Annotated in this window: 19 protein-coding genes; 14 read left to right on the top strand and 5 right to left on the bottom strand. The window is 72.2% G+C overall.

Annotation, left to right across the window (positions count from 1 at the left end; translation table 11 throughout):
- The first annotated feature begins 22 nt into the window (after positions 1-22).
- The 12 genes from ACQEV2_RS04755 to paaE all read left to right on the top strand — a co-directional run bounded on the left by ACQEV2_RS04755 (position 23) and on the right by paaE (position 16,301).
- On the top strand, positions 23-358 hold the full coding sequence (locus tag ACQEV2_RS04755; protein ID WP_433036848.1) for a hypothetical protein: 336 nt from the start codon (positions 23-25) through the stop codon (positions 356-358).
- A complete protein-coding gene (locus ACQEV2_RS04750; RefSeq protein ID WP_433036846.1) occupies positions 355-747 on the top strand; it encodes a GPW/gp25 family protein in 393 nt (130 codons plus the stop codon). Before ACQEV2_RS04755 ends, ACQEV2_RS04750 begins: the two co-directional genes overlap by 4 nt.
- Positions 744-3,863 carry a putative baseplate assembly protein gene (locus ACQEV2_RS04745; protein WP_433036844.1) on the top strand — a complete coding sequence of 1,040 codons (3,120 nt, stop codon included), beginning with the start codon at positions 744-746 and terminating at the stop codon, positions 3,861-3,863. The genes ACQEV2_RS04750 and ACQEV2_RS04745 overlap by 4 nt, the downstream gene beginning before the upstream one ends.
- Complete coding sequence (locus tag ACQEV2_RS04740) at positions 3,860-7,690, top strand: putative baseplate assembly protein (RefSeq protein ID WP_433036842.1); 3,831 nt, start codon at positions 3,860-3,862, stop codon at positions 7,688-7,690. The genes ACQEV2_RS04745 and ACQEV2_RS04740 overlap by 4 nt, the downstream gene beginning before the upstream one ends.
- Positions 7,690-9,885 carry a hypothetical protein gene (locus ACQEV2_RS04735; RefSeq protein WP_433036835.1) on the top strand — a complete coding sequence of 732 codons (2,196 nt, stop codon included), beginning with the start codon at positions 7,690-7,692 and terminating at the stop codon, positions 9,883-9,885. Before ACQEV2_RS04740 ends, ACQEV2_RS04735 begins: the two co-directional genes overlap by 1 nt.
- 78 nt (positions 9,886-9,963) lie before the next feature.
- Positions 9,964-11,520: a DUF6519 domain-containing protein gene (locus ACQEV2_RS04730; protein WP_433036833.1), complete on the top strand. Its 1,557-nt coding sequence runs from the start codon at positions 9,964-9,966 to the stop codon at positions 11,518-11,520.
- Positions 11,520-12,410, top strand: a complete 891-nt coding sequence (locus ACQEV2_RS04725) for a peptidoglycan-binding protein (RefSeq protein ID WP_433036831.1) — start codon at positions 11,520-11,522, stop codon at positions 12,408-12,410. The genes ACQEV2_RS04730 and ACQEV2_RS04725 overlap by 1 nt, the downstream gene beginning before the upstream one ends.
- A 145-nt stretch (positions 12,411-12,555) precedes the next feature.
- Positions 12,556-13,533, top strand: a complete 978-nt coding sequence (paaA, locus tag ACQEV2_RS04720; protein ID WP_433036829.1) for a 1,2-phenylacetyl-CoA epoxidase subunit PaaA — start codon at positions 12,556-12,558, stop codon at positions 13,531-13,533.
- Entirely contained in the window at positions 13,530-13,832 is a 303-nt protein-coding gene (gene paaB / locus ACQEV2_RS04715; protein WP_433036827.1) for a 1,2-phenylacetyl-CoA epoxidase subunit PaaB, read from the top strand. Before paaA ends, paaB begins: the two co-directional genes overlap by 4 nt.
- A 10-nt stretch (positions 13,833-13,842) precedes the next feature.
- Positions 13,843-14,670, top strand: a complete 828-nt coding sequence (paaC, locus tag ACQEV2_RS04710) for a 1,2-phenylacetyl-CoA epoxidase subunit PaaC (protein WP_433036825.1) — start codon at positions 13,843-13,845, stop codon at positions 14,668-14,670.
- Positions 14,671-14,672: 2 nt separating this feature from the next.
- Positions 14,673-15,185 (top strand): 1,2-phenylacetyl-CoA epoxidase subunit PaaD, encoded by a 513-nt coding sequence (gene paaD, locus ACQEV2_RS04705; protein ID WP_433036823.1) that lies wholly within the window; start codon positions 14,673-14,675, stop codon positions 15,183-15,185.
- Positions 15,186-16,301, top strand: coding sequence for a 1,2-phenylacetyl-CoA epoxidase subunit PaaE (gene paaE, locus ACQEV2_RS04700; protein WP_433036821.1), 1,116 nt, complete (start codon positions 15,186-15,188; stop codon positions 16,299-16,301).
- Positions 16,302-16,403: 102 nt separating this feature from the next.
- Here the strand turns inward: paaE and ACQEV2_RS04695 are convergent, their stop codons facing one another.
- Positions 16,404-18,569 (bottom strand): TerD family protein, encoded by a 2,166-nt coding sequence (locus ACQEV2_RS04695; protein WP_433036819.1) that lies wholly within the window; start codon positions 18,567-18,569, stop codon positions 16,404-16,406.
- Between the two features lie 214 nt (positions 18,570-18,783).
- Between ACQEV2_RS04695 and ACQEV2_RS04690 the strand changes: the two genes are divergently transcribed.
- A complete protein-coding gene (locus tag ACQEV2_RS04690; protein WP_433036817.1) occupies positions 18,784-21,732 on the top strand; it encodes an NACHT domain-containing protein in 2,949 nt (982 codons plus the stop codon).
- On the opposite strand, the gene ACQEV2_RS04685 is transcribed toward ACQEV2_RS04690, so the two are convergent.
- Positions 21,692-22,084: a DUF5997 family protein gene (locus tag ACQEV2_RS04685; RefSeq protein ID WP_433036815.1), complete on the bottom strand. Its 393-nt coding sequence runs from the start codon at positions 22,082-22,084 to the stop codon at positions 21,692-21,694. The genes ACQEV2_RS04690 and ACQEV2_RS04685 overlap by 41 nt on opposite strands.
- A gap of 58 nt (positions 22,085-22,142) precedes the next feature.
- On the opposite strand from ACQEV2_RS04685, the gene ACQEV2_RS04680 reads away from it, so the two are divergent.
- Positions 22,143-22,973, top strand: a complete 831-nt coding sequence (locus tag ACQEV2_RS04680) for a LysR family transcriptional regulator substrate-binding protein (protein ID WP_433036813.1) — start codon at positions 22,143-22,145, stop codon at positions 22,971-22,973.
- Between the two features lie 11 nt (positions 22,974-22,984).
- Here the strand turns inward: ACQEV2_RS04680 and ACQEV2_RS04675 are convergent, their stop codons facing one another.
- The 3 genes from ACQEV2_RS04675 to ACQEV2_RS04665 form a co-directional block, all read right to left on the bottom strand.
- Positions 22,985-23,314 (bottom strand): TfoX/Sxy family protein, encoded by a 330-nt coding sequence (locus ACQEV2_RS04675; protein ID WP_433036811.1) that lies wholly within the window; start codon positions 23,312-23,314, stop codon positions 22,985-22,987.
- Between the two features lie 9 nt (positions 23,315-23,323).
- Positions 23,324-23,776, bottom strand: coding sequence for an SRPBCC family protein (locus ACQEV2_RS04670; RefSeq protein ID WP_433036809.1), 453 nt, complete (start codon positions 23,774-23,776; stop codon positions 23,324-23,326).
- 90 nt (positions 23,777-23,866) lie between these two features.
- The gene (locus ACQEV2_RS04665; RefSeq protein ID WP_433036807.1) at positions 23,867-26,689 is read right to left on the bottom strand and encodes a beta-L-arabinofuranosidase domain-containing protein; all 2,823 of its coding nucleotides are present in this window, start codon (positions 26,687-26,689) and stop codon (positions 23,867-23,869) included.
- Between the last annotated feature and the right edge of the window lie 83 nt (positions 26,690-26,772).

The following is a 26,772-nucleotide window of genomic DNA, read 5'->3' as shown; positions in this document are numbered from 1 at the left end:
GGAAGACGGGGGATCCAGGAACATGCCCGGGAGTCTGCTTGATGCCGACGCCGTGATCGGCTGCCCGCACGGCGGTCGCGTCATCGCCGCCGGCACACCCTCCGGCGGCGTACGAGCCGGTGGCGCCGCCGTGGCGACGGCCGCGCACAGCTACGTCGTCACCGGCTGCCCGCACACCGTTGACCGCGTGCCCGCGCCGTGCGTCACGGTCCGCTGGACCGCCGACGGCACCGGCATCACCGTCGACGGCGTGCCCGTGCTGCTGGACACCTCCGCGGCCGAGTGCTTCACCGCGGCCTTCGTGCCGCAGGGACCGCCTGTCGTCCAGGCCGCGCAGCGAAAGGTCACCGTCCGATGAGCCGCCACGTCAGCCGGCGTCCGCGCAGCGACATCGCGTTCCCGTTCCGCGCCGACCGCCGGGGCCGCACGGCGCACGCCACCCACGGCGAGCACGTCCACGACCTCATCGAGCAGCTGCTGTTCACCAGCCCGGGCGAGCGTGTGATGCGCCCCGACTTCGGCTGCGGACTGCTCGACCTGGTCTTCGCCCCGACCAGCCCCGAGCTCATCAGCACCCTCGAACTCTCCGTGCAGGCCTCGCTGCAGCGCTGGCTCGGCGATCTGATCGACGTGGAGGCCCTCGACGTGGTCAGCGAGGACAACGTCGTCCGTGTGTACCTGTCGTACGTCGTACGCGCCGACGGCGCCCGGCGCGACGACGTCTTCGAAGGGAGGGCCACGGCATGACCGGTACGACCACCACCTCCCGCCGGGCCAAGGTCCGCGCCGCCCAGCTGGGCGGCATCGACGCCGTCGAGGTGAGCGACGACGGGCTGCTGCTCACCGTGACCTTCCTCGGCAAGGCCCCGCACGGCCTCGTCCCCGAGAACGTCCGCATCGACGGCGGCCGCCGCGTCACCGGCATCACCGCCGTCGACGTCAGCGTGGAGCGCGAGGAGGACCCCGAGCTCGACGACCGGCTCTACGTCACCCTCGACAAGGCCGGCGACACCTCCCGCTACCGGCTCTCCCTCGTCGAGACCGACCCGTACGGACGGCCCGGGACAGAGCCGTACCGCGGCTTCGACCAGCGCTACCACAGCGCGACCTTCGCCTTCCGGCCGGACTGCCCGACCCCCTTCGACTGCACGGAGGGCGAACAGGAGCCCGAAGGCTTCCCGTCCGCGCCGGTCATCGACTACACGGCCCGCGACTACGACACCATCCGCAAGCTGCTCCTCGACCGGCTCGCGCTCACCACACCCGACTGGGTCGAGCGCAACCCCGCCGACCTGGGCATGACCCTCGTCGAGCTGCTCGCGTACACCGGCGACCAGATCAGCTACCAGCAGGACGCGGTAGCCACCGAGGCGTATCTCGACACCGCCCGCCGCCGCGTGTCCGTACGGCGTCATGTCCGGCTCATCGACTACGCGATGCATGACGGCTGCACCGCCCGCGCCTACGTCGCCGTCGAGACCGCCGGGGACCACACCCTCGCGCCGGGCACCTACCGCTTCGCCTCCGTCGACGTCCGCACCCTCGACCCGCACGACCGGCCCGAACCCGGCACCGTCATCGACGAGGCCGACCTCGGCGACCTGGACGAGCGCGGCTCGGTGGAGGTCTTCGAACCCGTCGTCACCGCCGACCCGCTGCAGCTGCGCGTCGCGCACAACGCGATCCGCCTGTGGACGTGGGGTGGCGAGGTCTGCACCCTGCCGAAGGGCGCCACCTCCGCCACCCTGCGCGACGAGTGGGTCGACCCGGAGACCTGCCGCGAGCGGCGACTCGACCTCAGGGCGGGGGACGTGCTCGTCCTGGAGGAGGTCAAGGGCCCGCGCACCGGCACCCCGGGCGACGCCGACCCGAGCCACCGGCAGGCCGTACGCCTGACCTCCGTCACCCCCGCCGTCGACCGCATCGAGGACCAGCCGGTCCTGGAGGTCACCTGGGCCACCGAGGACGCCCTGCGCTTCCCGCTCTGCCTCACCACCCGTGGCGGCCGCGACTGCCTGCCCGTCGAGCACGTGTCCCTCGCCCGCGGCAACGTCGTCCTCGTCGACCACGGCCGCACGCTCCACGGGCTCCCCGAGACGTTCACCGTCCCGCAGGTCCCCGCCGTAGTCGCCCCCTGCGACCCGCCGGCCTTCGGCTGCCCCGACCGCGACGAGGGCAACGCGCCCGCCCGGCTCATCAACTCCCTGACGGACAAGGCGGAATCCGGCGAGGCGCTCACGCCGGACGATGCCCGTGAGCTGTTCCAGGTGGTCGGCGAGGGAACGACCGTAAGGGCCGGCATCGGCCTGGAGCGCGCCGGCCAGCGCCACGAGCGCGTCGTCCCCGGCACCGCGTACGCCCAGGCCGCCGCCCTGCGCACGCTGCTCGCCCAGTCGGTCTACCCCGGCATCCGGCCCCGCTTCCGTCCCGTTCTCGGCCGCGCGCCCGTGGTGCAGGCGGTGCCGTTCCCGGACGCCGGTACGGTCGCCGCCGGGCAGGCCGAGCGGATCGCCGCGATTCCGGGGCGGGTCCGGCAGCGGCTCGTCGAGCTGTGGCGCAGCGCCCGCGACCGGGACGGCCTCGCGGATGCCGAGATCGCGGAACTCACCGTGATCTACGGCCTGAAGATCCTGGAGCGGATCGAGCTGCGCCGCCACCCCGTCCGCGCCCTGCGTGAACTCCTGCACCGCAGCGACCAGTTGCTCGACGCGAAGCTGCGCCGCATCGAGGTCCTCACGGCACGCGCCCGCGCGGGTACCGTCCTCGACGGCGACATCGCCTGGGAGATCGCCCACAGCTGGGGCCCGGCGTACGCGGCAGGTCTGCACCCCGAGGAGCCGGTGCTGCGCGGCTCCGCCACCGCCGCGCTCGACCAGGATCCCCGCCGCGCCCTGCCCGCCGTACGCCTGCACGAGGGGGACGGCGACCTGGTCTGGGAGCCGCGCCGGGACCTGCTCGACAGCGGGCCTCGCGACCGGCACTTCGTCGGCGAGCTCGAGGACGACGGCCGCCTCGCCCTGCGCTTCGGCGACGGGCGCCATGGCGCCAAGCCGACGCCCGGGTACCTGCTCGCCCTGCACTACCGGCTCGGAGGTGGCACCGCGGGCAACGTCGGCGCCGAAGCCATCAACCACCTCGTCGTCCAGTCCGACTGCGAGAACCCGCCCGCCGCCGTCGTGCGCAACCCGCTGCCCGCCACCGGCGGCACCGAGCCCGAACCCGTCGAGCAGGTACGTCAGTTGGCCCCGCTCGACCTGCGCCGCACCCGCCTGCGCGCCGTGACGGCCGAGGACTACGCGGCCCTCGCCACCGCCCTGCCCGGCGTGCAGCGGGCGGCGGCGGAGCTCCGCTGGACCGGCAGCGTCCAGGAGGCGCACCTCGCGATCGACGCGTACGGCACCGGCGCCCCGTCGGCCGAGCTGCTGGCGTCGGTCGCCCAGTCCCTGGAGCCGTACCGGCGCATCGGCCACGACCTCGTGGTCGGCGCCGCGCGTCTCGTCCCGCTGGACATCGCGCTCACCGTGTGCGCCAAGCCCGGCCACCAGCACGGGCAGATCCTGGCCGAGCTCTACCGCGTCCTGGGCAACGGCCGCCTCGCCGACGGACGCCTCGGCTTCTTCCACCCGGACGCGCTGACCTTCGGCGAACCGGTACGGCTGAGCCGTGTGGTCGCCGTCGCGGCCGCGGTGCCCGGTGTGGAAAGCGTCCAAGTCACCCGGCTGCAGCGGCTGTTCGAGCCGGACCGAGGAGAGAGGGAGGACGGCGTGCTGCGGCTCGGACCGCTGGAGATCGCCACCTGCGACAACGACCCGGACCGGCCGGAGAACGGCCGGCTGGCGATTTCCCTGGGAGGTGCCCGATGACCGGGGGAGCGATGACCGAGGGCACGATCACCGACGACTGCAGCTGCGGCGGCGCCTGCCGCGGCGGCCACGACGAGCGCCTCGCGCCGGCCCCCGTGCACAACCCGCCCGGGCGCACGGCCCTCGACTACCGCGTCGGCGAGTACGGCTCCTTCCGGGCCGCCCTGCTCGACCGGCTCGCCTCACCGGCGTACCCGGCGCTGAACGGCCTGACCGTGCGCACCCCGGACGACCCGGCGATCGGCCTGCTCGACGCCACCGCCGTCCTCGGTGACCTGCTCACCTTCCACTCCGAGCGCATCGCCGACGAGGCCTACATCCGTACGGCCAACGAGCACCGCTCCCTGGTCCTGCTCGGCCGCCTCGTCGGCCACCGCCCGCGCCCCGGCGTCGCCGCCGCCACGCACCTGGCGTACACGCTGGAACGCGACCCGCGCGCCGAGGCCCTGCCGGTCACCATCCCGCGCGGCGCCCGCAGCCACAGCGTGCCCGCCTCCGCCGACGAGCAGTCCCTCACCTTCGAGACGAGCCGCGACCTGACGGCCCGCTGGGACTGGAACGAGCTGAAGGTCCGCCGCCGGCGCCCCTCCCTCGTCACGCCCGAGGACCTGGAGCGGCGCTCGGAGATCTTCGTCGAGGGCACGGCGAACTCCCTCCAGACCGGCGACCAGCTGCTCTTCGTCTTCGGTGAACAGGCAGGCGGCGAGCGCAAGTTGCTGCCCGTCGCCAAGGCGCGTATCGACCGGGACGACGAGATCACGGCGATCTCCCTGCCGAAGTCGGCCCCGCCGACGCTGAAGGAGCTCGTCGACGAGGTGCGGCGCTGGACCGCCGCGCCCGCGGCCCCGGGCGAGCCGGGCGACGAGCCCCCCACGCCCGAGGTCCCCAACCCGCGGCCGGTCAGCCGGCTGATCGAGGACTTCGAGGACCAGGTGCTCGCGCCTCTGCGGGACGACCTGGACGGCATCAAGACTCCTGAGCGGCTTGCCGCCCGGCTCGCGGAGCCCGTGGCGCGGCTCGGGGAGGCACAGGTGCCGGCCGAGCCGTACGAGGAGGTTGCCGCTTGGTTTGAACAGTTGGAGGCCGTACTGGCGGAACTCGGTGAACGGGCACTGGAGTTGGCGCCTGCCCAGACAGAGAGTGCCGCGACCGGTGGTCGATCGTCTGCCGCGCCGTCTGGGCTGGTCGCGCAGTTCCCCGCGCCCCTTCAGGGCGATCCGCGCACCGCCGCTTCTCAAGCCCTGGGCGCTGTCCTCCCCGCCCTGCGCGCGTCAACCCCCGCCCCGCATGGCGGCACCGGCCACCAGCGCCCCGGCAGCGACACCGCCCGCCTGCTCTCCGCCCTGAACCCCGGCCTCGGCAGCCTCTACCCGGCCTGGCGCAAGGCGGCGTCCGCCGTCCCCGGCACCCCGCAGCTCCTGCGCGAACTGCTCGCCATGCGCGTCACGGCCGCCCCCTTCGGCGCCACGGCCCCGCTCAAGCCGGTCCAGGACGATCGCGGCCGGGTCATCCGCACCGCCGACTGGCCGCTCACGGGCGCGGTGCTGGCGAGCATGCGGGTCGTGTACGACACGTCGGGCCGCACGCCCGTCCGAGCCGAGTTCCAGTACGTCGAGGGCAGCAGCTCCGACCAGCGCGCCGAGAACCTGCCGGTCACCCAGCCGGTCAGGTTCCCGCTCGGCACGGGTCAGGTCGAGCTGTCCGTACGCTCCGGCCAGGACCGCGACCTCAGCTGGCTCAACCGCCGCCCCGCCGACTCCCAGGAGCCCGGTGTCACGGCCCGCTTCCAGTCGGGTCTGCCCGAGCGCACGCTGTTCGTGTCCCGCCCGGACGACGAGGGCCTGGTCCACGTCGGCGTCCACAACGGCACGTCCGAGCAGATCGCGCTGCGGCCGAACGCCAGCGAGCAGTTCACTCACGGCGAGTACGAGGTCAGCCTCAAGTACACGGTGGGCACCACCGAGCCCAACGTCGAGGTCGTGATCGCCAGCAAGCCCGAGCCCCTGAACCGCCGCGTGCTCCAGCTGGACTCGGTGCACACCGGCATCACGGTCGGCAGCTGGGTCGCGATCCAGCGCCCCGCCAAGGGCGCCCAGGGCGGCGTCCCCGGCGACGCCAGGCTCGCGTTCGTCACCACCCAGGTCGTCGCGGCGCGTACGGCGGCGTACACCAACTACGGCATCACCGGCCGCGGCACCGAACTCACCCTGGCCGACCCGTGGCTGGACGAGTTCGACGTCCTGCTCTCGCACATCCGCGACACCACCGTCCACGCGGCCGGCGAGCCGCTCCGCCTCGCCGACGAACCGCTCGGCGAGGACGTCCACGGCAACGAGATCGAACTCGCGCAGCTGTACGACGGGTTGCGGCCCGGGCGGACGCTCATCGTGAGCGGCGAGCGCAGTGACATCCCGGGCACCGCGGGCGTGCAGGCCACCGAGGTCGTCACGATCGCCGCGGCGGACCCGGCCGTCGACCCGCAACTGCCCGGCGACCATGTACACACCCGCCTGACCCTGACCGCCGATCTCGCCCACCGCTACCGCCGCGAGACCGTCAGGATCCTCGGCAACGTCGTCGAGGCCACCCACGGCGAGAGCCGCGAGGAGGCCATCGGCAGCGGTGACTCGGACCGCGTGAACCAGACGTTCGCGCTATGGCAGTCCCCGCTCACCTGGCTCGCCGACGACAACCCACTCGGCGCCACACCGGTGCTGGAGATCCGGGTGGACGGCGTCCTCTGGCACGAGGTCGACAGCCTCGCCGGACGCGGCCCGGTCGAGCGGGTCTACATCACCGGCTCCACCGCCGACGGCCGTACGACGGTGACCTTCGGCGACGGCATCAACGGCGCCCGGCTGCCGTCCGGCCACGAGAACGTCCGCGCCCGCTACCGCTTCGGCACCGGCAAGGCCGCCAACGTCGCCGCCGACCGCGTCACCCAGCCCCTCACCCGGCCGCTCGGCGTCACGCAGGTCACCAACCCGCGTGCGGCCAAGGGCGGCGCGGACGCGGACGGCCCCGGCCTGACCCGCCGTACGATCCCGCTCGCCGTGTCGGCGCTGGACCGCTTGGTCTCCGCGTCCGACTACGAGGACTTCGCCCGCTCCCGCGCCGGCATCGGCCGGGCCGCCGCGCGCGAGCTCTTCGACGGGCGGCGGCGCGTGCTGCACGTGACGGTCGCCGGCACGGACGACGTGCCGATCGACGGCGACTCGGACACGCTCAAGGCTCTGCGCGGCGCGCTGACCGAGTACGGGGACATGAACCTCCCCGTCCGCGTGGACGTACGCGAGCTGGTCCTGTTGCTCGTGGCCGCCAAGGTGAAGGTCGCTCCCGACCATGCCTGGGAGATGGTGGCGCCCCGCCTGCGCCTGGCCCTGCTCCGCCGACTCGGCTACGAGGGGCGGGAGTTGGGACAGCCCGTCCGCCTGTCGGACGTCCTGGCCACGGCCCACTCCGTGCCCGGCGTCGACTACGTGGACGTGGACGTCTTCACCGGCGTCCCCGCGTCCGCCACGCCCGAGGAGCTCACCGGGATCCTCACCGACCCCGGCCCGCCCAAGGCATCGGTCCCGGCGCACCCCGCGACGTACGCCGAGAAGATCCACACGGTCCGCGCCGCGAACGGCGAGACACTGTCGGAGATCTGCGCCAAGTACGGCGTCCCGCTCGCCGAACTCCTGCGCCTCAACCCCGACATCACCGACACCCGGCGCCTGGCGAAGGGCCGTTCGGTGTTCGTCTTCCGCGGCATCCGCCCGGCCCAGCTCGCACTGCTGTCGCCGAAGGCCGCGGACACCCTGATTCTGACGGAGGTCAAGTGATGGCCGCGCACTCGGCGGATGTCCAGTTCGAGACGCAGTCCCCTGCGACGACGTCCAGGGAACCCGACGGGCTCGCCGCGCTGCTGCCCCGCTGGCACCTGCTCCGCGACGCCGAGGAGGGCGAGCCGCTGCGCGCCCTGCTCGCGGTGATCGCCGAGCAGCTCGACCGGGTCCGCGACGGCGTCCAGCAGGGCTACGAGGACCTGTTCGTGGAGACGGCGGCGCCCTGGGTGCTGCCGTACCTCGGCGACCTGGTCGGCTACCGCACCCTGCCCGGCTACGAGCGCGTCCTCACCACCGGCCTGCACGAGGGTGGCCGTGCCGCCCTCGCCGAGGCAGTCGCCCCGCGCGCCGACGTGGCCGCCACGGTCGCGGGCCGCCGCCGCAAGGGCACCCTCCACCTCCTGGAGGAACTCTCCGACCGGGTCACCGGCTGGCCCGCCCGCGCCGTCGAGCTGTCCCGGCAGGTCTCCCACACCCAGCCGGTGAAGCTGTACGGCGACACAGGCGTCCACCGCGGCGAACGCGGCCGTCTCGTCGACCTGCGCGACGACTCCGCCCTCGACCTCGCGGGCGGTCCCTTCGGAGCGACGTCCCGTACGGTCGACGTACGTCGCGCCAACTCCAGTCGCAGGCAAGGGGGTTTGACGCCCGCCGGTGTCGCGCTGCTCGTCTGGCGGCTGAAGGCGCACTCGCTGACGCAGTCCCCGGCGTACTGCATCGACCGCGCCCGCAACCTCTACACGTTCTCGATCCTGGGCAACGACACCCCGCTGGTCACCAAGCCGTTCCCGGAGCCGTCGCCCACGCACATCGCGACCATCGACAACGTCCCGGCGTTCATCACCCGCCGCCGGCTCCACGACCGGCTCGCCGACTACTACGGCCCCGGCAAGAGCCTCGTCATCCGGCGCGACGGCGAGGACCAGCCCGTACCGCCGTCGGACATCGTGGTCGCCGACTTGTCCGACTGGCGTTACCGGCCCAAGCGCGGCCAGGTCGCTGTCGACCCCGAGCTGGGGCGGATCGCGTTCGGGTCACGGTCGGCGCCCCGGCAGGGCGTGTGGGTGGACTACCACTACGCGTTCGCCGCCGACATGGGCGGCGGCGAGTACGACCGCCTCGACCGCGAGCCCCGTCCCGACGCCGAGGTCTACCGCGTCGGGCCCGGACAGCCGTACCGCCAGATCATGGACGCCTACCGGGCCTGGCAGCACGACCGCCGAGCCGACCGGACCGGTCCCGCCGGCATCATCGAGATCACGCACAGCGGCGCCTACCAGGAGCAGCTGGACTTCGACCTCGACCCCGGCGACCGCCTCGAAGTCCGCGCCGCCGAAGGCACGCGGCCGGTGATACGCCTGCTCGACTGGTACAGCAACCGCCCCGACGCCCTCAACATCCGCGCGGTGTCGGAGGACTGCGCCCCGCACGAGCGCCCGCGCATCGTCCTCGACGGCCTGCTGGTCGCCGGACGCGGCATCAACGTCACCGGTCCCGTGGGCGCGGTCGTCGTACGGCACTCCACGCTCGTCCCGGGCTGGTCCCTGGAACCCGAGTGCGAGCCGCACTCGCCCGAGGAGCCCAGCATCGTCCTGGAGCGCACTACCGCATGCCTCCAGGTCGAGCACAGCATCCTCGGCACCATCGAGGTCATCGGCGACGAGGTGAGCGAGGAACCGCTCGACATCCACCTCCGCGACAGCATCCTCGACGCGACGGGCAGCGACCGCGAGGCCCTGTCCGCACCGGACTGCCGGCACGCGCATGCCGTACTGCATCTGCACCGCACGACCGTGATCGGCGAGATCCACACGCACGCCGTGAAGATCGCCGAGAACTCGGTCTTCACCGGCAGGCTGCACGTGGCCCGGCGCGGCATCGGGTGCATGCGGTACTCGTATGTGCCGCCCGGCTCGCGCACCCCGCGCCGCTACCGCTGCCAGCCCGACCTGGCCGGTCCCGACCAGGCCGGTCGCGTACGGCCGTTGTTCACCTCCGAGCGCTACGGCACGCCCTGGTACGGGCTGCTCGCCGACCGGTGTGCCGAGGAGATCCGGCGCGGCTCGGACGACGGCGCCGAGATGGGCGCCTTCCACGACCTGTACCGGCCGCAGCGCGAGGACGGCCTCAGGGCACGGCTCGCGGAGTACACCCCGGCGGGCACGGACGCCGGGATCTTCTTCGTGACGTGAGGTGAGCCATGAGCCATCGCATGCGCGCCGCCGCCGTAAGCCCTACCCGCACTTTCCTGAACCAGGGGGACCCCCTTCATGCACGCTGACCTCTCCCGCCTCACGTTCCGCCCGCAGCGGCGCTACTCGGCGGTGATCGCCCAGCAGGGCCGCGTCCAGCTCGACGCGGACATCAACGAGCAGACCGCGATCCAGCTCCACCAGGCCCGCACCCTCGCCGCCGACCTGATCGGCCGGTACGGCGGTCCGGTGCGGGATGCGGGCTTCAAGATCGACTACGTGGGCGGCAAGCACGACATCGACACGCTCTTCATCCACGGCGGCCGCTACTACGTCGACGGCATCCTGTGCGACGCGACCCGCCCGGCGCCCGGCGTGCCGGTCCCGGACGAGGACGCCGAGGATTCCGCGGAGCAGGACACCGCCGCCCCGCCCGCGCACTGGACCTACTGGGACCAGCCCGACGGCTTCCGCGACCCGGAGAAGCCCGGCGACCGGCTGCCCTCGCCCGCCCAGTCGCCGTTCGTGGTCTACCTGCAGGTCTGGGAGCGTGCCGTCTCCGCCGCCGAGGACCCGGCGCTGCGCGAGGTCGCGCTCGGCGCGGCGATGCCGGACACCGCCGCCCGCGTGAAGGTCGTGTGGCAGGTGCTGCCGCTCTCGCTCGCCGCTCTGGAGATCGAGGAGAGCGACCCCTCCAAGGAGGTCGTCCGGGCCGCCTTCGACAAGTGGGCGCAGAAGCAGGCCACGCCCACCGCCCGCCTCGCCGCCCGCAGCGAACGGCCCGACCACGCCGACGAGGACCCCTGCCTGGTCAAGCCGGACGCCCGCTACCGGGGGCAGGAGAACCAGCTGTACCGGGTCGAGGTGCACGCGGGTGGCGAGGCGAAGGACGCCACCTTCAAGTGGTCGCGGGAGAACGGCTCGGTGGTGTTCCCCGTCGACGAACTCGACGGCACCTGGGTGCAGTTGGCGTCGCTCGGCCACGACGACAAGCTGGACCTCGACGTCGGCGACCACGTGGAGTTCGTCGACACCGCGTACGCCTCCCGCCTCGAACCCCTGCCCCTGCTGCGGGTCGAGGAACTGGACCTGCCGGGCCGCCGGGTCCGCCTGAGCGCCGAGCCCGACCCGTCCGTCGGCCGGCTGCCCCACCTCAACCCGTACCTGCGCCGCTGGGACCACCACGAGGGACCGAAGCGCAAGGGCCGTACGACCGCACTCAAGGGTGGCGCGATCCCGGTCGCCGAGGGGGAGTGGCTGCCGCTGGAGGACGGCGTCGAGGTGTACTTCGCCAAGGGCGCCGCCTACCGCACCGGCGACCACTGGATCATTCCGGCCCGCACCGCCACCGGCAGTGTCGAGTGGCCCACGGACGCGGCACGCCGCCCGCTGCTGCAGGGCCCCTTCGGCATCGTCCGCAGTTTCGCGCCGCTGGCCCTGGTCAAGGGCGAGGGCGGCACCGTCGACCTGCGCCTCGCCTTCAACCCGCTGGCCAGCAGCATTCCGGCCGCGGACGAGGCGACGCTCGCGGCGGAGGAACAGGCCCGCCGCGAGGAGCAGTTGGCGGAGGACCCGTCGGGCGGGAGGTCGCAGACCACCGCGGAGGCGGAGGCGGCGGCGGAGGGAGACGAGTAATGGCCAAGCCCCTGAGCGCGTCCAAGATGCTGGAGATCCTGCGCGCGGAGGGCCTGACGGTCCACGAGGTCCGCAGCTGGCGCACCCACAACCGCAACAGCAAGGGCCCCTGGGGCCCGGTGAACGGCGTGATGATCCACCACACCGTCACCAAGGGCACCGAGGCCTCCGTCAACATCTGCTACAACGGCTACTCCGGCCTGCCGGGCCCGCTGTGCCACGGCGTCATCGACAAAAAGGGCCACGTCCACCTCGTCGGCAACGGCCGGGCCAACCACGCCGGCCTCGGCGACAGCGACGTCCTGCGCGCCGTGATCAACGAGTCGAAGCTGCCGCCCGACAACGAGGCCGACACCGACGGCAACGCGCACTTCTACGGCTTCGAGTGCATCAACCTCGGCGACGGCAAGGACCCCTGGCCCGAGGCGCAGAAGGAGGCCATCGAGAAGGTCTCGGCCGCGATCTGCCGCCACCACGGCTGGAGCGAGCGCTCGGTCATCGGCCACAAGGAGTGGCAGCCGGGCAAGCAGGACCCGCGCGGCTTCACCATGGACGGTATGCGCAAGCGCATAGCCCAGCGGCTGAAGGGCGGCGGCGATGGCGGCGAGCCGGCCCCGGACCCGAAGCCCGCGCCCAAGCCGACGTACGAGCCCTTCCCGGGCAGCGGCTTCTTCCATGTCGGGCAGAGGTCGCCGATCATCACCGCCATGGGCCGCCGCCTGGTGGCCGAGGGGTGCGGCCGCTACGAGGAGGGTCCGAGCCCCGAGTGGACGGAGGCCGACCGCCGCTCCTACGCCGCCTGGCAGCAGAAGCTGGGCTTCAAGGGCAAGGACGCGGACGGCATCCCCGGCAAGGTCAGCTGGGACAAGCTGAAGGTGCCGAACGTGTGACGCCTTCCGCGAGGCCATGAGGACGGCCCAGGTACCCCAAGGGGGTGTCCTGGGCCGTTTTCGCGTAGGGGAAGGGTCTTGCTCCACCCCGGGAAGCACGTCACACTGGTACCGAACGAATGGTCGGTTGGGGAAGCTGGTATCGATGACGACATCACACGCCGCCGAGGCGCCCCCCGAGGGGCAGCTCCAGGAGCACTTCGATGCGACGATCTCGCGCGACCAGCGCATCGAGCCGCGCGACTGGATGCCGGACGGCTACCGCAGGACGCTGATCCGGCAGATCGCGCAGCACGCCCACTCGGAGATCATCGGCATGCAGCCCGAGGGGGAGTGGATCACCAAGGCGCCGTCCCTGCGCCGCAAGGCGATCCTCTTCGCCAAGGTGCAGGACGAGGCCGGACACGGTCTCTACCTGTACTCGGCGGCGGAGACCCTGGGCGCCGACCGCGCGGACCTGACCGACCGGCTGATCGAGGGCCGCCAGAAGTACTCGTCGATCTTCAACTACCCGACCCTGAGCTTCGCCGACGTCGGTGTGATCGGCTGGTTCGTGGACGGCGCGGCGATCTGCAACCAGGTGCCGCTGTGCCGCAGCTCGTACGGGCCGTACGCGCGCGCGATGGTGCGGATCTGCAAGGAGGAGTCCTTCCACCAGCGGCAGGGCTACGAGCTGCTGATGACGATGATGCGCGGCACCGAGGCCCAGCGCGAGATGGTGCAGGACGCCGTGAACCGCTGGTGGTGGCCGTCGCTGATGATGTTCGGCCCGCCCGACGACGCCTCGCCCAACTCCGCGCAGTCGATGGCCTGGAAGATCAAGCGGCACAGCAACGACGAGCTGCGCCAGCGCTTCGTCGACATGACCGTCCCACAGGCCGAAAAGCTCGGCGTCACCCTGCCCGACCCCGAACTGCGCTGGAACGCCGAGCGCGGCCACCACGACTTCGGCACTCCCGACTGGGACGAGCTGATGCGGGTGATCAAGGGCGACGGCCCGTGCAACGCCCAGCGGATGGAGCGGCGCAGGAGCGCCCACGAGGAAGGCGCCTGGGTGCGGGAGGCGGCCACCGCCCACGCGGCCAAGCAGGCGGCACGCGCGCGTGAAGGAGCGGCGGCATGAGCGACCACGGGATCACCAAGGCCGAGTGGCCGCTGTACGAGGTGTTCGTGCGCGGCAAGCGCGGGCTCAACCACGTCCACGTGGGCTCGCTGCACGCCGCCGACGACCGGATGGCGCTCACCCACGCCCGCGACCTGTACACCCGGCGCAACGAGGGCGTGTCGATCTGGGTGGTGCGGTCCGAGCACATCGCCGCCTCGACCCGCGACGAGAAGGACCCGTTCTTCGAGCCCAGCGCCGACAAGGTCTACCGCCACCCGACCTTCTACGACATCCCCGACGACGTCCCGCACATCTGAAGGAGAGGGCATGAGTGACGACCACGTCTACATGACCCTCGCCGAGGGACACGAGGACGACACCCGCTGGGCCTACGGCACCGGCTTCGAGGACCCCTTGCACGGCGTCGACACCACCGTGCCCGAGGGCATCGACACCGGCGAACTGGCGGCCCTTTGCGTCGCGTTGGCCGACGACGCCCTGATCTCGGCGCAGCGCCTGGCCGAGTGGATCACCCGCGCCCCCGAGCTGGAGGAGGAGGTGGCGCTGGCCAACATCGGCCTCGACCTCCTCGGCCAGGCCCGCCTGCTGTACTCCCGCGCCGGCCAGGTCGACGGCACCGGCCGCGACGAGGACGCCTACGCCTACTTCCGGGACGCCGGCGACTTCCGCAACGTACGCCTGGCCGAACTGCCCAACGGGGACTTCGCGTTCTCGATCGTGCGGCTGCTGGTGCTCTCCAGCTGGCGCCTCGCGCACTTCGCACAGCTGACGTCGCACCGGGACCCCGTGCTGGCGGCGATCGCCGCCAAGGGCGTCAAGGAGCTGGCCTACCACCGGCAGTACGCGGCGGAGTGGGCGGTGCGCCTGGGCGACGGCACGGACGAGTCGCACCGCCGGATGCGCCGGGCCCAGGAGCAAGTGGCCCCCTACCTGGGCGAGTTGTTCACGGCGTACGACGTACGGGACGAGGTCGTCGCGGTGCTGAAGCAGGTCACCGAGGCGGCCGGCCTGCCCATGCCGGTCTACCGGCCGCTGCCCGGCACCGGCCGTGCGGGTGAGCACACCGAGCATCTCGCGCCCCTGCTGGCCGAGTTGCAAGGCATCGCCCGCGCCCACCCGGAAGCCGCGTGGTGATCATGCCGACCACCCTGCTCGACGCACGACGCGCCCGGCACATCGCCGAACAGGTGCCGGACCCCGAGCTGCCCATGCTCACCCTGGCCGACCTGGGCGTCCTGCGGGGCGTCGAGCTGGCCGAGGACGGCACCGTCGTCGCGAGCCTGACGCCGACCTACTCGGGCTGCCCGGCCATGGCCGAGATGCGGGCGGACGTCGCGGCGCGGCTGCGTGCGGCGGGGTACGCGCGTGTGGAGATCCGCACGGTGCTCGATCCGCCCTGGACCAGCGACTGGATCACCCCGGCCGGCCGCCGCAAGCTCGCCGAACACGGCATCGCCCCGCCCGGCCCCGCACCGCGCGGCGCCGGCCCCGTCCCGCTCGTACTGTCCCCCACCCGGCACGCGGTGACCTGCCCACGCTGCGGCTCGGCGGACACCGAGGAGACCTCCCGCTTCGCCGCCACGTCCTGCAAGGCGCTGTGGCGCTGCCGCACCTGCCGCGAGCCGTTCGAGTACGTCAAGGAGATCTGAATGGAAGGCCTGAAGGAAGCACAGACGGCTGCCGCGGCCCGCCCGCGCACCCGCCGCCGTCCGGCCTTCCACCCCCTGCGCGTCGCCGCCGTCCAGCCCCTCTGTGCGGACGCGGTCGCCGTCAGCTTCGACATCCCGGCGGAGCTGGCCGAGGAGTTCGCTTTCGCGCCCGGTCAGTCGCTGACGCTGCGGCGCGAGATCGACGGGCAGGACGAGCGGCGGTCGTACTCGATCTGCTCTCCGGTCGGGGCGAGTCCGCGGATCGGCGTCAGGGTCGTGCCCGGCGGTCTGTTCTCGTCGTGGCTGGTCAACGACGTGCGCCCCGGCAACACCGTCGAGGTCATGGCTCCCACCGGCGCCTTCACCCCCGACCTGACGACCCCCGGCCATCACGTGCTGATCGCGGCGGGCTCCGGCATCACCCCCATGATGTCCATCGCCGAGTCCGTCCTGGCCGCCGACTCCCGCTCGACGGTCGCCCTCTTCTACGGCAACCGCCGCTCCGACACCGTGATGTTCGCCGACGAGCTGGCGGATCTGAAGGACCTGTACCCGACCCGGTTCCAGCTCGCCCATGTCCTGTCCCGGGAGCCCCGTGAGGCGGAGGTGCTCTCCGGCCGGATCGACGCCGACCGGCTGTCGGCGCTGATCGACGCGCTGGTCGACGTACGGGCCGCCGATCACTGGTGGCTGTGCGGGCCGCACGGGATGGTCCGGGATGCGCAGCGGGTGCTGGAGGGCCTCGGGGTCCCGGCGGAGCGGGTGCACCAGGAGCTGTTCTACGCCGACGACGAGCCCGTGCGGGAGGTGCATCACGAGGAGGGCGGCCCGCAGGGGCCCGTCAGCCAGGTCACCATCACCCTCGACGGCCGGTCCACCATCGCGGCCCTGCCGCGTGAGCGGACCATTCTCGACGGCGCCCAACGCACCCGCCCCGACCTGCCGTTCGCCTGCAAGGGCGGCGTCTGCGGCACTTGCCGGGCTCTGGTCACCGACGGCAAGGCGGACATGCGGCGCAACTTCGCGCTGGAACCGGCGGAGGTCGAGGCAGGGTATGTGCTGACCTGCCAGTCGTATGCGGTCTCCGAGAAGCTGACGGTGGACTACGACAGCTGAGCCGACTGTAAGTAGGGGTGGCGAGGAAAGCGAAGGGACTAACTTTTGGAGAGTTGTGAGAAGGAAGCCCCTTCATGGCCTCGCCACGGCCGACTCTAACAGTCACGCGGGGATCAGGTCGCGCAGATTCTCGGGGGTGAGGATCCGCGACTCCGGGTGCAGTCCGTCGGGCCGCTGCAGACCGATGTAGGTGACAGGCCCCTCTGGGACCGTCTCGCCGTCCCACAGGGTCGTGGTCGTGGCCTCCATGAGGCCCGTCAGATAGCGCACGGTCAGCTGCTCGCGCTCCACGATGCCCCGCAGCAGCGTGGCGACCGACACCTGGTTCGCCTCGACCCGGTTGGCAGCCGGAGTCCCCTTCAGATACAGGTGCAGCCACTTTGCACGCCACCGACCGTCGGGACCGCGCAGGAACGCCAGCGGCAGTGCGACCCGGCCCGGCCCGCGCAGGCCGGACTTCATGCGGACGGTACGCGGCTCGAACGGACGGCCCTGCTGCTGCGCCGCACGCAGCATGAACCCGAAGAACGACTCCTCGACCTCCTCGAAGCCCTCCCCGGCGAAGATGTTGACCTGCGGGACGATGAACTCGCCGCGCACGGCACCGAGGCGCAGGTCGATGAACTCCGAGGCGCCGTCGGGTGCCTCGGTGATGTCACCCGAGTGCTCGCCCTCGAGGTCCTTGAGGTTGGTGTACGCCAGCCAGCAGACCGTCGCGTAGTCGGCGTCCAGCATCAGCGCCGACAGGTCGTAGTCGGTGCGGTGGGCGGCCTGCTTCCAGTACACGAAGAAGCGCAGCAGCTCGCCGTCCACGGGCGAGACCGAACCGCGGGGCAGCACGCCCAGCCCGGCCGGGGCGGCCCGCCCACTCAGCGGCAGCGCGACATCCAGGACGTCCGGGTCGATCAGCAGATGGCCCGGGGCCGGCAGACGGCGCCGTATCTCCGCGTCGACGACGGCGATCAGACGCTCCCGCTCGGGCGGCAGTACGGGCGGACGCTCGTCCTCGGTGACCCAGGCGCGGCCGAGCCGGTTCACGAACACGCGGGGCTCGCCGGCGTCCTGCGCGCGGTTGGCGAGGTGTTCGCGGACCGACAGCAGGACCCGCCCGGAGACGTGGGCCACGACCTCCTCGGCGGCGGCCGCGACCGTGGTGCGCTCGTCCTGGTCGAGGGCCATGCGCAGCAGTCGGTCCAGGGAGCGGAACAGCTTTCCGGGCGCGGACTTCAGCAGCTTCGCCGCGCCGGTGACGTCGTGCATGCCGAGCAGCTCCTCGACCTGGCTGTCGAAGGAGCGCGCCTTCTTCTCACCCCGCGCGACCGCGAACACGTCGGCGGCGTGCGGCCACTGCGGGTACTCGTGCGGGTGCAGCCGCTCGCCCAGCCGCTTCCAGTCCTCGCGGTGCGCATGGACGTCCGCGAGCTTGGTGGGCGCGGCCGCGATCACCGAGTCGAGGCCGGCCAGCAGCGCACGGCGCACCGACCGGGACAGCCCCCGGAACCGGGTGGCTTCCACGAGCGTCACGTCACCGCCCGACACCGCGCAGGCCAGCCGCAGCACATCGGTGACGGTGTCCAGCAGGAGCGGCGAACCGGCCCGCAGCCGGACCCGGTTGATCACGGCACGGTTCTCCCGAACCGGAATCGCCTCCGGCTGCGGCCCGTCCACGCACGACTCGGCGAGCACCTGGAGATCACGCAGCACGTCCTCGCCGAGCGGAGTGCTGCTGCCCGCCAACGCCAAGTAAAGAGCGGTGACTTCGGCCTCCGCGTCGCCACCGAGGTGCAGCACCGTCACACGGTCGCCCGCCGCCGCGATCAGCTCCTCGTGGTGGCTGAGCATCTCGGCGTACGTGTGCTGGTAGCGGCCGTACGACGGCAGGGTGAGCAGGTTGACCACACCGTCGCTCAACTGCTCCAGGACGCTCGCACGCGTCGCGTCGTCGGCGAGTGCCTCGGCGATGCAGCGCATCCAGAAGTCGTACGTGTCCGGCACGTTGGCCGGGAAGTCGATGAAGTACACGTTGTGCCGCACATGGTCGCCGGCCATCTCACGGACGGTGCCCAGCGTCCGCACCGCGGTGTCGACGACCGTGCTCTCGGACAGCCCCGACAGAAGGGTCAGCAGCTCCGCCGAGAGCTTGAATCCCACGGACATCAACGCGGCGTCGAACTGCCGCGCCGCGACGGCGCCTTCCCCGGCGGGTCCCGCGGGAGAGGGGAGGCGGTGAGCGTGCCGGATGACCAGGGGTTCGAGACGGTGGACCATTCCGGGATGGTCCCAGACCCACACGCGTGTCCGCATGCGGGTTTTCGCGCCGGGCCCGGGGTTCCGCACGGGGCCTGAGGGTAGAGGGGGGACCGTGCGACCCCGGCCAAGTAGCGGACCAATACGGGCAGTTGAGCCGTGAAACCTGTTGTGGCGTGGCCGGTCTTGGGAGAATGTCGTGCACCGGCCGGGCGCGAGACGGGGGACGCGGCGGATGAGGTACTGGCGGCGTGGGCTGTGGGCGAGCGCGGTGATCGCCACGGGGGCGGTCGCCGCGGTCACCGTGCGCGACGGCCTCCAGGCGACCGGCCCGCTCCTGTCGGTCCTGGGGTTCTTCGTCTCCCTCGCGGGGCTGCTGTACAGCACGGCTCGCGCTCCCGCCGTGACCCCGCCGGACGAGCTGCTGGACCGCTCGGCCGACGCGCTCGCCACGGCCGTACGGGAACAGTGGCAGGCGGAGTGGCGGCTACGGCGGCTCCAGGACCCCGAGCCCCTCGCCGTGCACTGGATGCCCGCCGCGGCCTGGCTGTCCGATCTCGACGACTCCATCGGCCGGCCGCCGCAGGACGGCGGGTGCGCCGATCTGCACGGCCGACTCCCCGAGATCGCCCAGCTGTTCGGCCATGTGCCGTCCCGCCGCCTGGTCGTCCTCGGCGCACCCGGCAGCGGCAAGACGGTGCTCGCCGTGCGCTTCACCCTCGACCTGCTGGACCGCCGCGAGCCGGGCGGCCCCGTCCCCGTGGTCTTTCAGGCGTCCACCTGGCGGCCCGACCGCCAGGACCTGAAGCAGTGGCTCGCGGAGAGTCTGATCGCGGCGTACCCGACGCTGGCGGCTGAGGGCATGTCAGGAAGCGCGCTGGCCAAGGACCTCGTGGCCGAAGGGCGCATTCTTCCCGTCCTCGACGGCCTCGACGAAATGCCCGCCCCGTTGCGCACCCCGGCCGTCTGGCGCCTCAACACCGAGCTCGACACAGGATCCCCGCTCCTGCTGACCTGCCGCAGCACGGTGTACGCGGAAGTCGTCGAGGCCGGCGACGTTCTGACGTCGGCCGCGGTGGTCGAGCTCCAGCCGCTGGGGTTCGAGGAGGCGGCCCGATACCTGGTCCGCACGGCCCGCCCGGTGCGCGGCCCCGACGGCAGGCGCACCACGGCCTGGGGTCCGGTACTCGAGGAGGTACGCCGCGACCCCGCTGCACCGGCCTCCCGCTGTCTGCGCCAGGTCTTCAGCCTGCCGCTGATGGTGGCGATGGCCCGAGCCGTGTACGGCGACACCGGCGCCGATCCCGCGGAACTGCTCAGCCGGACCGACCTCGCCGACCCGGCCGCGCTGGAGCGGCACCTGCTGGACGCGTTCGTGCCTGCGTCGTTCCGGACGTCCACGCGGTGGCGCGAGGACGAGGCCGTGCACTGGCTCCGTTTCCTGGCCCGGCATCTGGAGTGCCGGGGCGCACGGGATCTGGCGTGGTGGGAGCTGCGTACGGCACTGCCGGGACCGCTGCGCGGGGCGGGGCCGTTGCTGCTGATCGGTGCCCTCCTCGAACTGGTCTGTCTGGTCGTCTGGCTGGGGTGGGACAACCCCGGGCCGTCGGTGGCCGGCTCGGCCGTCGTGCTCGGCCTCTGCCTCGGGCACGTGGCCTTGTCCCGCGACGACGCGGGCCCGAGACGGAGGCTGCTGCTGATCCTGGCCGCCGTTGTCCCGCTGGGTGTGGTCGTCGGGGGCACCCGGTCGCTGGCCGAAGATCCCTATTCCGGTGATCCGTTCACCGGCATGGACGACGTCCTTGCCTGGCTCACCTTCGGGGCCCTCTACGGCGTCGCCGTGGCGACAGCCCTGGCGGCCATCGGCGTCGCCCGCGCGCCGACGCCGGCGACGATGCCGTTCCCCGCGCTGGGCAGCCGGCGCCATGGCCGCTGGGTGTGGAAGGTGGTGGGTGCGCTCGGCATCGGTGCATGTGTGTTCTACCTCGCCCACACGTTCAGCGGCTTCGGAAACGAAGAGACGACGCAGAAGTCCGTGCTGGCCGCCACCGTGATCGCCGTGGTCCTCGGGGTGTACGGCGTCCGGGGCGAGGGCGCCGACGCGCTGCAGTCCGCAGACCGGCGCCGCGGCCGGCGAGGGGTCGGTCAGACGAGGCGATTCGGCAGGGCGCTGGCTCAGGGCCTCGGCGCGGGGCTGCTCGCCGGAACCGTGCTCGGTATGGGCTTCGCGCTGGCGGAAGCCGGGACGGCTGCGGCACGGGCGACCGTACGAGCCGAGTTCCCGATCGACGCCACGGTTCACCGGTCGTCCGACGGCGGCCGCTACGTCGTCGCGGCCGACGGCACCCGCTACGGCGTGCGCCCCGACGGAGACACATACGTCGAACGAGCGCAGCCGCTCACCGGCGTCGTCATCGAGTACCGCGACGGTGATCCGTACTTCGACCTGGCGGACGACGGCGACCCGGCGGACCAGTGCGAGGACTCCGGCGACCACGCCGAGTCCTGCCGCCCCATCACGGCCCCGATGGAGCTGTCGCTGGGCACCGCGGGTATCTCGGACGTCGCCGTACGCCTTCCGGACGGTCGTTTCGCCGAATCGGACCTCATGTACGGGGGTGTCAAGGACCGCGAGTGGGAGTGGCTGGCCCGGCAGGACGCGGGCCGGCTCATCAGCACCGCCCTGTCGTCCGGGATCTACGCAGGGCTCGGCCTCGGAGTCGCGGTCGGATTCGCCGCCGGCCTGCACCGTTGGCTCGGCGCACCGGTCGACATCGCCCGCGCTCAGGGACCGCTGGCGAGTCTGCGCGCGGACCGTGACACGGGAATCGTCCGCGCTTTCCTGAGCACGGTCGTCGGCGTCTTCAGCGCCGTCCTCGTCGTCGGCGGCCTGTCCAACGGACAGTCGTTCGCCGCGACGATCGTCTTCCTCCCCACCGGCCTGATCGCCTTCGCCCTCTCGGCCTGGGGCCACCTGCTCACCACGCGCCTCTGGCTCTGCACGGCCGGCCGCCTCCCTTGGCGCCTGATGACCTTCCTCGCCGAGGCCCATGAACGCGGCGTCCTACGCCAAGCAGGCGCCGTCCACCAGTTCCGGCACGCACGCCTGCAGGAGCGCCTCGCCTCCACCGGCGAGGACGAGGTCAGGACTGCCTCGCCGCCCGCTCCGCGTCCCGCTCCTTGAGGCGCGCCGCCTCCTTGCGGACCTCCGCCTGAGTGGCGCGCTCCTTCTGCAGCCACTCGGGCTGCTCCTGCTTCAGCGCCTCGATCTGCTCGGTGGTGAGGGGGTCCGTGACGCCGCCACGGGCCAGGCCCGCGATGGAGACGCCCAGCTTCTGGGCGACGACCTGGCGGGGGTGCGGGCCGTTGCGCCGCAGCTCCTGCAGCCACTGGGGCGGGTCCGCCTGGAGCGCGTTCAGCTCGGCGCGCGAGACGACACCCTCACGGAATTCGGCGGGGGTGGCCTCGAGGTACACACCCAGCTTCTTCGCCGCGGTGGCGGGCTTCATCGTCTGGGTGTTCTGGTGCGACGTCATGGTGTCCAGGGTATCGACTGGGTGAACCCGCGCCGACCACGGCCGGTAACCTGGCCAGGTGACAGGCTCGGAAGTACCCCCGTCGTCCCCGGAAGCAGCCCCTTCCACCCCGGCAGCAGCACCGTCCTTCCGGCTCGCGTACGTCCCGGGGGTGACCCCCGCGAAGTGGGTGCGGATCTGGGAGGAGCGCTTCCCCGGCATCCCCCTCACCCTGCACGCGGTGACCGCCGCAGAGGCGCAGGGCGTGCTCCGCGCGGGCGACGCCGACGCCGGTTTCGTCCGGCTGCCGGTCGACCGTACGGTCTTCAGCGCGATCCCCCTCTACACCGAGACGACGGTCGTCGTGGTCCCCAAGGACCACATCGTCGCGGCGGTCGACGAGGTGACCGCCGAGGACCTGGCCGACGAGGTCGTCTTCCACCCCCTCGACGACGTCCTGGACTGGGAGCGGCCCCCGGGGCAGCCCGCCTTCGAGCGCCCCGCGACCACCGCGGACGCCGTCGAGCTCGTCGCGGCGGGCGTCGGCCTGCTCGTCGTGCCCCAGTCGCTGGCCCGCCTGCACCACCGCAGGGACCTGACCTACCGCCCTCTCGTGGACGTCCCCCAGTCGAGCGTCGCCCTGTCCTGGCCGGAGGACGCGACCACCGACCAGGTCGAGGACTTCATCGGCGTCGTCCGCGGCCGCACGATCAACAGCACCCGGGGCCGTACGACGTCCCAGACCCCGGCAACCACGGAACAGCCGAAGCGCAAGCGCCCCGAGGCCGGCGCCGGCACACGGCGGCAGTCCGGAGCCGGCAGCCGCGGCCAACGCGGCGGCTCCGGCGGCGCCAAGGGCACGAAGGGCGCGAAGAGCCCCCGTCGCGGCAAGCCCCGCCGCCGGTCCTAACGGACTCGGACTCACTTGGGCGGCAGGCTCGCCGCGAAGGCGCACCCCTCGTCGATCCACGCCCCGAGCACCTCGTCGTCCCCGAGTGCGTCCCCGGCGACCAGGATCCAGCCCCGCATCGGCCGCCCGGTCATGTCGAAGATCCTCGTGCCCGGCCTGGCCAGGGCCGCCTCGGTGCGGTCCGGGCCGACGCGGACCATGAGGTCGTCGCCACTCACGCCGACGGCCATGTTCCCGCGCACCAGGAAGGCGATGCCGCCGAACATACGCTTCTCGGAGACGCCCGCCTCAGCCCCCAGCCGCTCCCTGACCCGTTGGGCGAGCCCCTCGTCGTACGCCATGACCACCCCTCACTCAGCGCGTCCCGTGAGCCTGCGCTCCAGGTCGCGCAGGTCCTTGCCGATGTTCGAGCGGACCTGGCGGGCCAGGAGCGGGCCCGCCAGTCGGTAGAAGCCGCCCGTGCCGCCCCGGACTCGGATGCGCGCGAGGGTACCGTCCGGGTGCGGGTCGAAGGCGTAGGTGACGTGCATCGGCATCGGTCCGGCCACGGACACCATGTCGAGCAGCCGGGGGAAGTCGTACGACGCCACGCGCAGCACGTAGTCGAGGCGCCGGCCGAGGAAGTACGCGGTCCGCGTCACCTCCGCGCCGACCCCGAAGCCGCCCGCGTCGGCCTCGCGGGTCAGCTGCGCGATGCGGATGCCCTGGGTCCACTCCGCGTCGTGGCGCCAGTCCATGGCGTACTCGGCCACCTGCTCGGCAGGGAGCGGGATCACCCGCTCCGCCGACACGTCGATCGTCATGGCCCCACCTCCTCGCGAAGGCATCCGCCGCTGACTCCAGGATCCCCGCGCCGGGCGCCGATCGCGCGGCGCGGGGATCCGGTCGGCGGCTCAGGGGGCGTACGTGGCCTGCTCCGCCGTACGCACCACCGTCTGTCCGTCGGCCTGGCTCAGCAGGCCCGCCGACACCCACGCGTTCACGGTGGACCGCACACGGGTGACCAGCGCGCCCTTGCCGCTGAACGGTGCCCCGGCCCAGATCTCGTCCAGCAGCGTGGTGCCGTCGGACCTCGCCGGATTGGCGACGCCCGATTCGGTGTTGCCGAAGATCACCCGGGGTTCGGAGCGCCGGAAGTAGGCGTGGGTCGGGTCCTCGGTGCCCTCGAAGAACGGGGCGAACTCGGTGCCGTCCAGGGTGTAGTGGAGGGGCTTGCCCGTCACCGGGGTGAGCGAGGGGAGCAGGTTGCCGGAGAGTCCGGCGTTGCGGTACAGGCCCACCTGCAGATAGCTCGTCGAGGAGTTGCGGCCGACGAGATTGACCGGGCCGTAGAACAGGGTCTGCAGTGAGGGGTCGTCGATCGCCTTCTCCACCCCGAGCCGGAAGGGCATCGAGATCCGCACGGTGTCCCCGCTCCGCCACGTCCGCGACACGGTGAAGTAGCTGCCCGGCGTCGGAGTACCGCTCACCGCACTGCCGTTGACCGTCACCCGGAAACCGGCGGTGGCCCATGACGGCACGCGCAGCCGCAGGGCGAAGGCCGCGCTGCCGCCGCCGATGGTGAGGGTGGTGCCCTGCTCACGGGGGAACGCGGTGGCCTGAGTGACCGTCATATCCCTCTCGGCCCAGGTCAGTTGAGACGGGCTGTAGAGGTTGACGTACAGCGCGCTGCCGTCGGCGGCCTTGAAGTACACCGAGTCCTGGTACTTGGTGGCGCTCTCCATGCCCGTGCCCTCGCAGCAGGTCGTGCCCTGCTTGGGCGTGTAGTCCCGCACATGGCCCGGCGTCAGCCCGATGAAATAGGTGACGAGCGGCTTCTCGGCGTCGGCCTTGTCCTGCTTGGAGCCGAGGACCTGGTTGTAGAGGGCCCGCTCGTAGTAGTCCATGTACTTCGGCTGCTGCTCGTGGAAGAACAGGGTCCGGCTCAGCTTCAGCATGTTGTACGCACAGCACGTCTCGGCGTTGCCGGCGCTGATCGTGCCCGCGATGACGTCCCGCGCCTTCCAGAACTCGCCGGTGCTGGTACCGCCGATGCCGTACATGCGGTGGGGCACGACCATGCCCCAGAAGTTCCGGGCGGCGTCGAGATAGCGGGCCTCGCCGGTCGCGTCGTACAGCCGCAGGTACCCGGTGAAGATCGGTATGTGCTGGTTGGCGTGCAGCCCGTCGAGGATGTCGGTGTTCGCGGCGCAGTTGTCGATGAGCCGGTCGAGGTCGAACAGCTGGGCCGGCGCGAGGTGTTCGGCCTTGCCGGTGATCGTGTGCAGCTCGCAGATCGCCTCGACGATGCCGCCGAACTCGCCGCTGGAGAACAGTCCCCACATGCGCTGGAGAGTAGCTTCGGGCAGCTTGGACAGCCGTGAGTACATCCAGTCGCACATGCCGGACGCGAGGTCGAGGGCGCGGGCGTCGTCCGTGGCGAGGTAGGCGTCCAGCAGGCCCTTGAGGATCTTGTGGGCGGTGTAGTACGGCGCCCAGACCTTCGTGTAGTCGCTGGTGGTCCTCGACTCCAGGTCGATGAACTGCGTCTCCGGGTACGCCGCCAGGAACCCGGGGTGGCTGGGCCCGCCCCAAGTGCGGCGCAGGGTGGCGGTGAGGCCGCGGCCGGAGGCGTCGGCGATCGTCCCGCCGGAGGTCTCGTCGAAGGCGTACGACGCCAGATCGCCGCGGCCGGCGGAGGCGTCGGCCGCGCGGCGGCTCTGCAACTCCGTGACCTCGGCGGCGGTCAGGGCCCGCGACCAGACGTTGAACTCGTCGAAGGCGCCCGCGAAGACGGGGTCGGTGGAGAAGTTGGAGCGGCCGAGCCAGTTGTTGGTGAGGGTGCCGAGGGCGGCCGGGGTGAGGGACATCGCCGTGTTCCGGGCCACGGCGGTGCCGTTGACGTACAGCGTCCCGGTGCCGCCCGCGATCGTGACCGCGAGGTGGCTCCACTGGTTGATCGGCAGTGCGGCGGTGCCGTCGAGGCCCTGCTCGCCGCCTGGCCCGCCGGTCGTGATGGCGAAGCGTGGCACTCCTCCGGCGTTGCGGGCGGCGAGGCACATGTACCGGGTGGTGTTGTTCCCGAAGTCGAAGACGCGCGCCCAGTTCCCGGCGTGGGTGGGCTTCACCCAGGCGGACAGGGTGATCGCGGAGGCGCCGCCGAGGACGGCGGCGGGCAGATGGACGTACTGATAGGAGCCACGGACGTTCTCGACGGCGGTGCCGAACTTCCCGCCGACGCTGAGCACGGCCGGAGCCTTGCGCAGCGCCTCGCGCACCTCGGTCAGTGCCCCGACCATGGTGCGGATCTTGTCGACGAACACCTGCTCGCCGGTGCCGGCGTAGGCCTGGGACAGCATGGTCAGGAAGTGCCCGGTGTAGTGACCGCGCAGATTCCCGTTGGCCTCCCCGTCCAGCCCCTCCCAGCCACCGGGCGCGACCGCGCCGCCGGTGGCGAGGCCGGCGTTGGCGCGGAAGACCTGCAGCAGCCGGTTGACGTCATAGCCGCGGGCGTGATCGAGCATCAACTGCCGCTTGTCGGCGAAGAGTCCGGGCCTGAGGGACACGTCGTCGAGGGCGAAGGGCTGGACGGTCCAGGCAGTCGGTGTCGCGGTCACAGGCTGCGCCTCCTGAACGGCGGCCGCGGCACGGCCGGTTGCCGTGTAACTGATCGCGGGGGTCGCCGCGGCGAGGGCGGCGGCCTGGAGAAGGGATCGTCTGGAGAGGGGCGGCGCCATGTGTGCTCCTCCGCGTGGGGGTCGCGTTTCATCGTTCGGTATTACGAACGACGTACGGATGGTCGACCAGACGATAGGGAGGG

The organism is Streptomyces sp. CA-251387, assembly GCF_050936625.1.
Lineage (GTDB): Bacteria > Actinomycetota > Actinomycetes > Streptomycetales > Streptomycetaceae > Streptomyces.
Note: the sequence above shows the minus strand (reverse complement) of the source record. Positions and strands in the feature narration are given on the sequence as shown.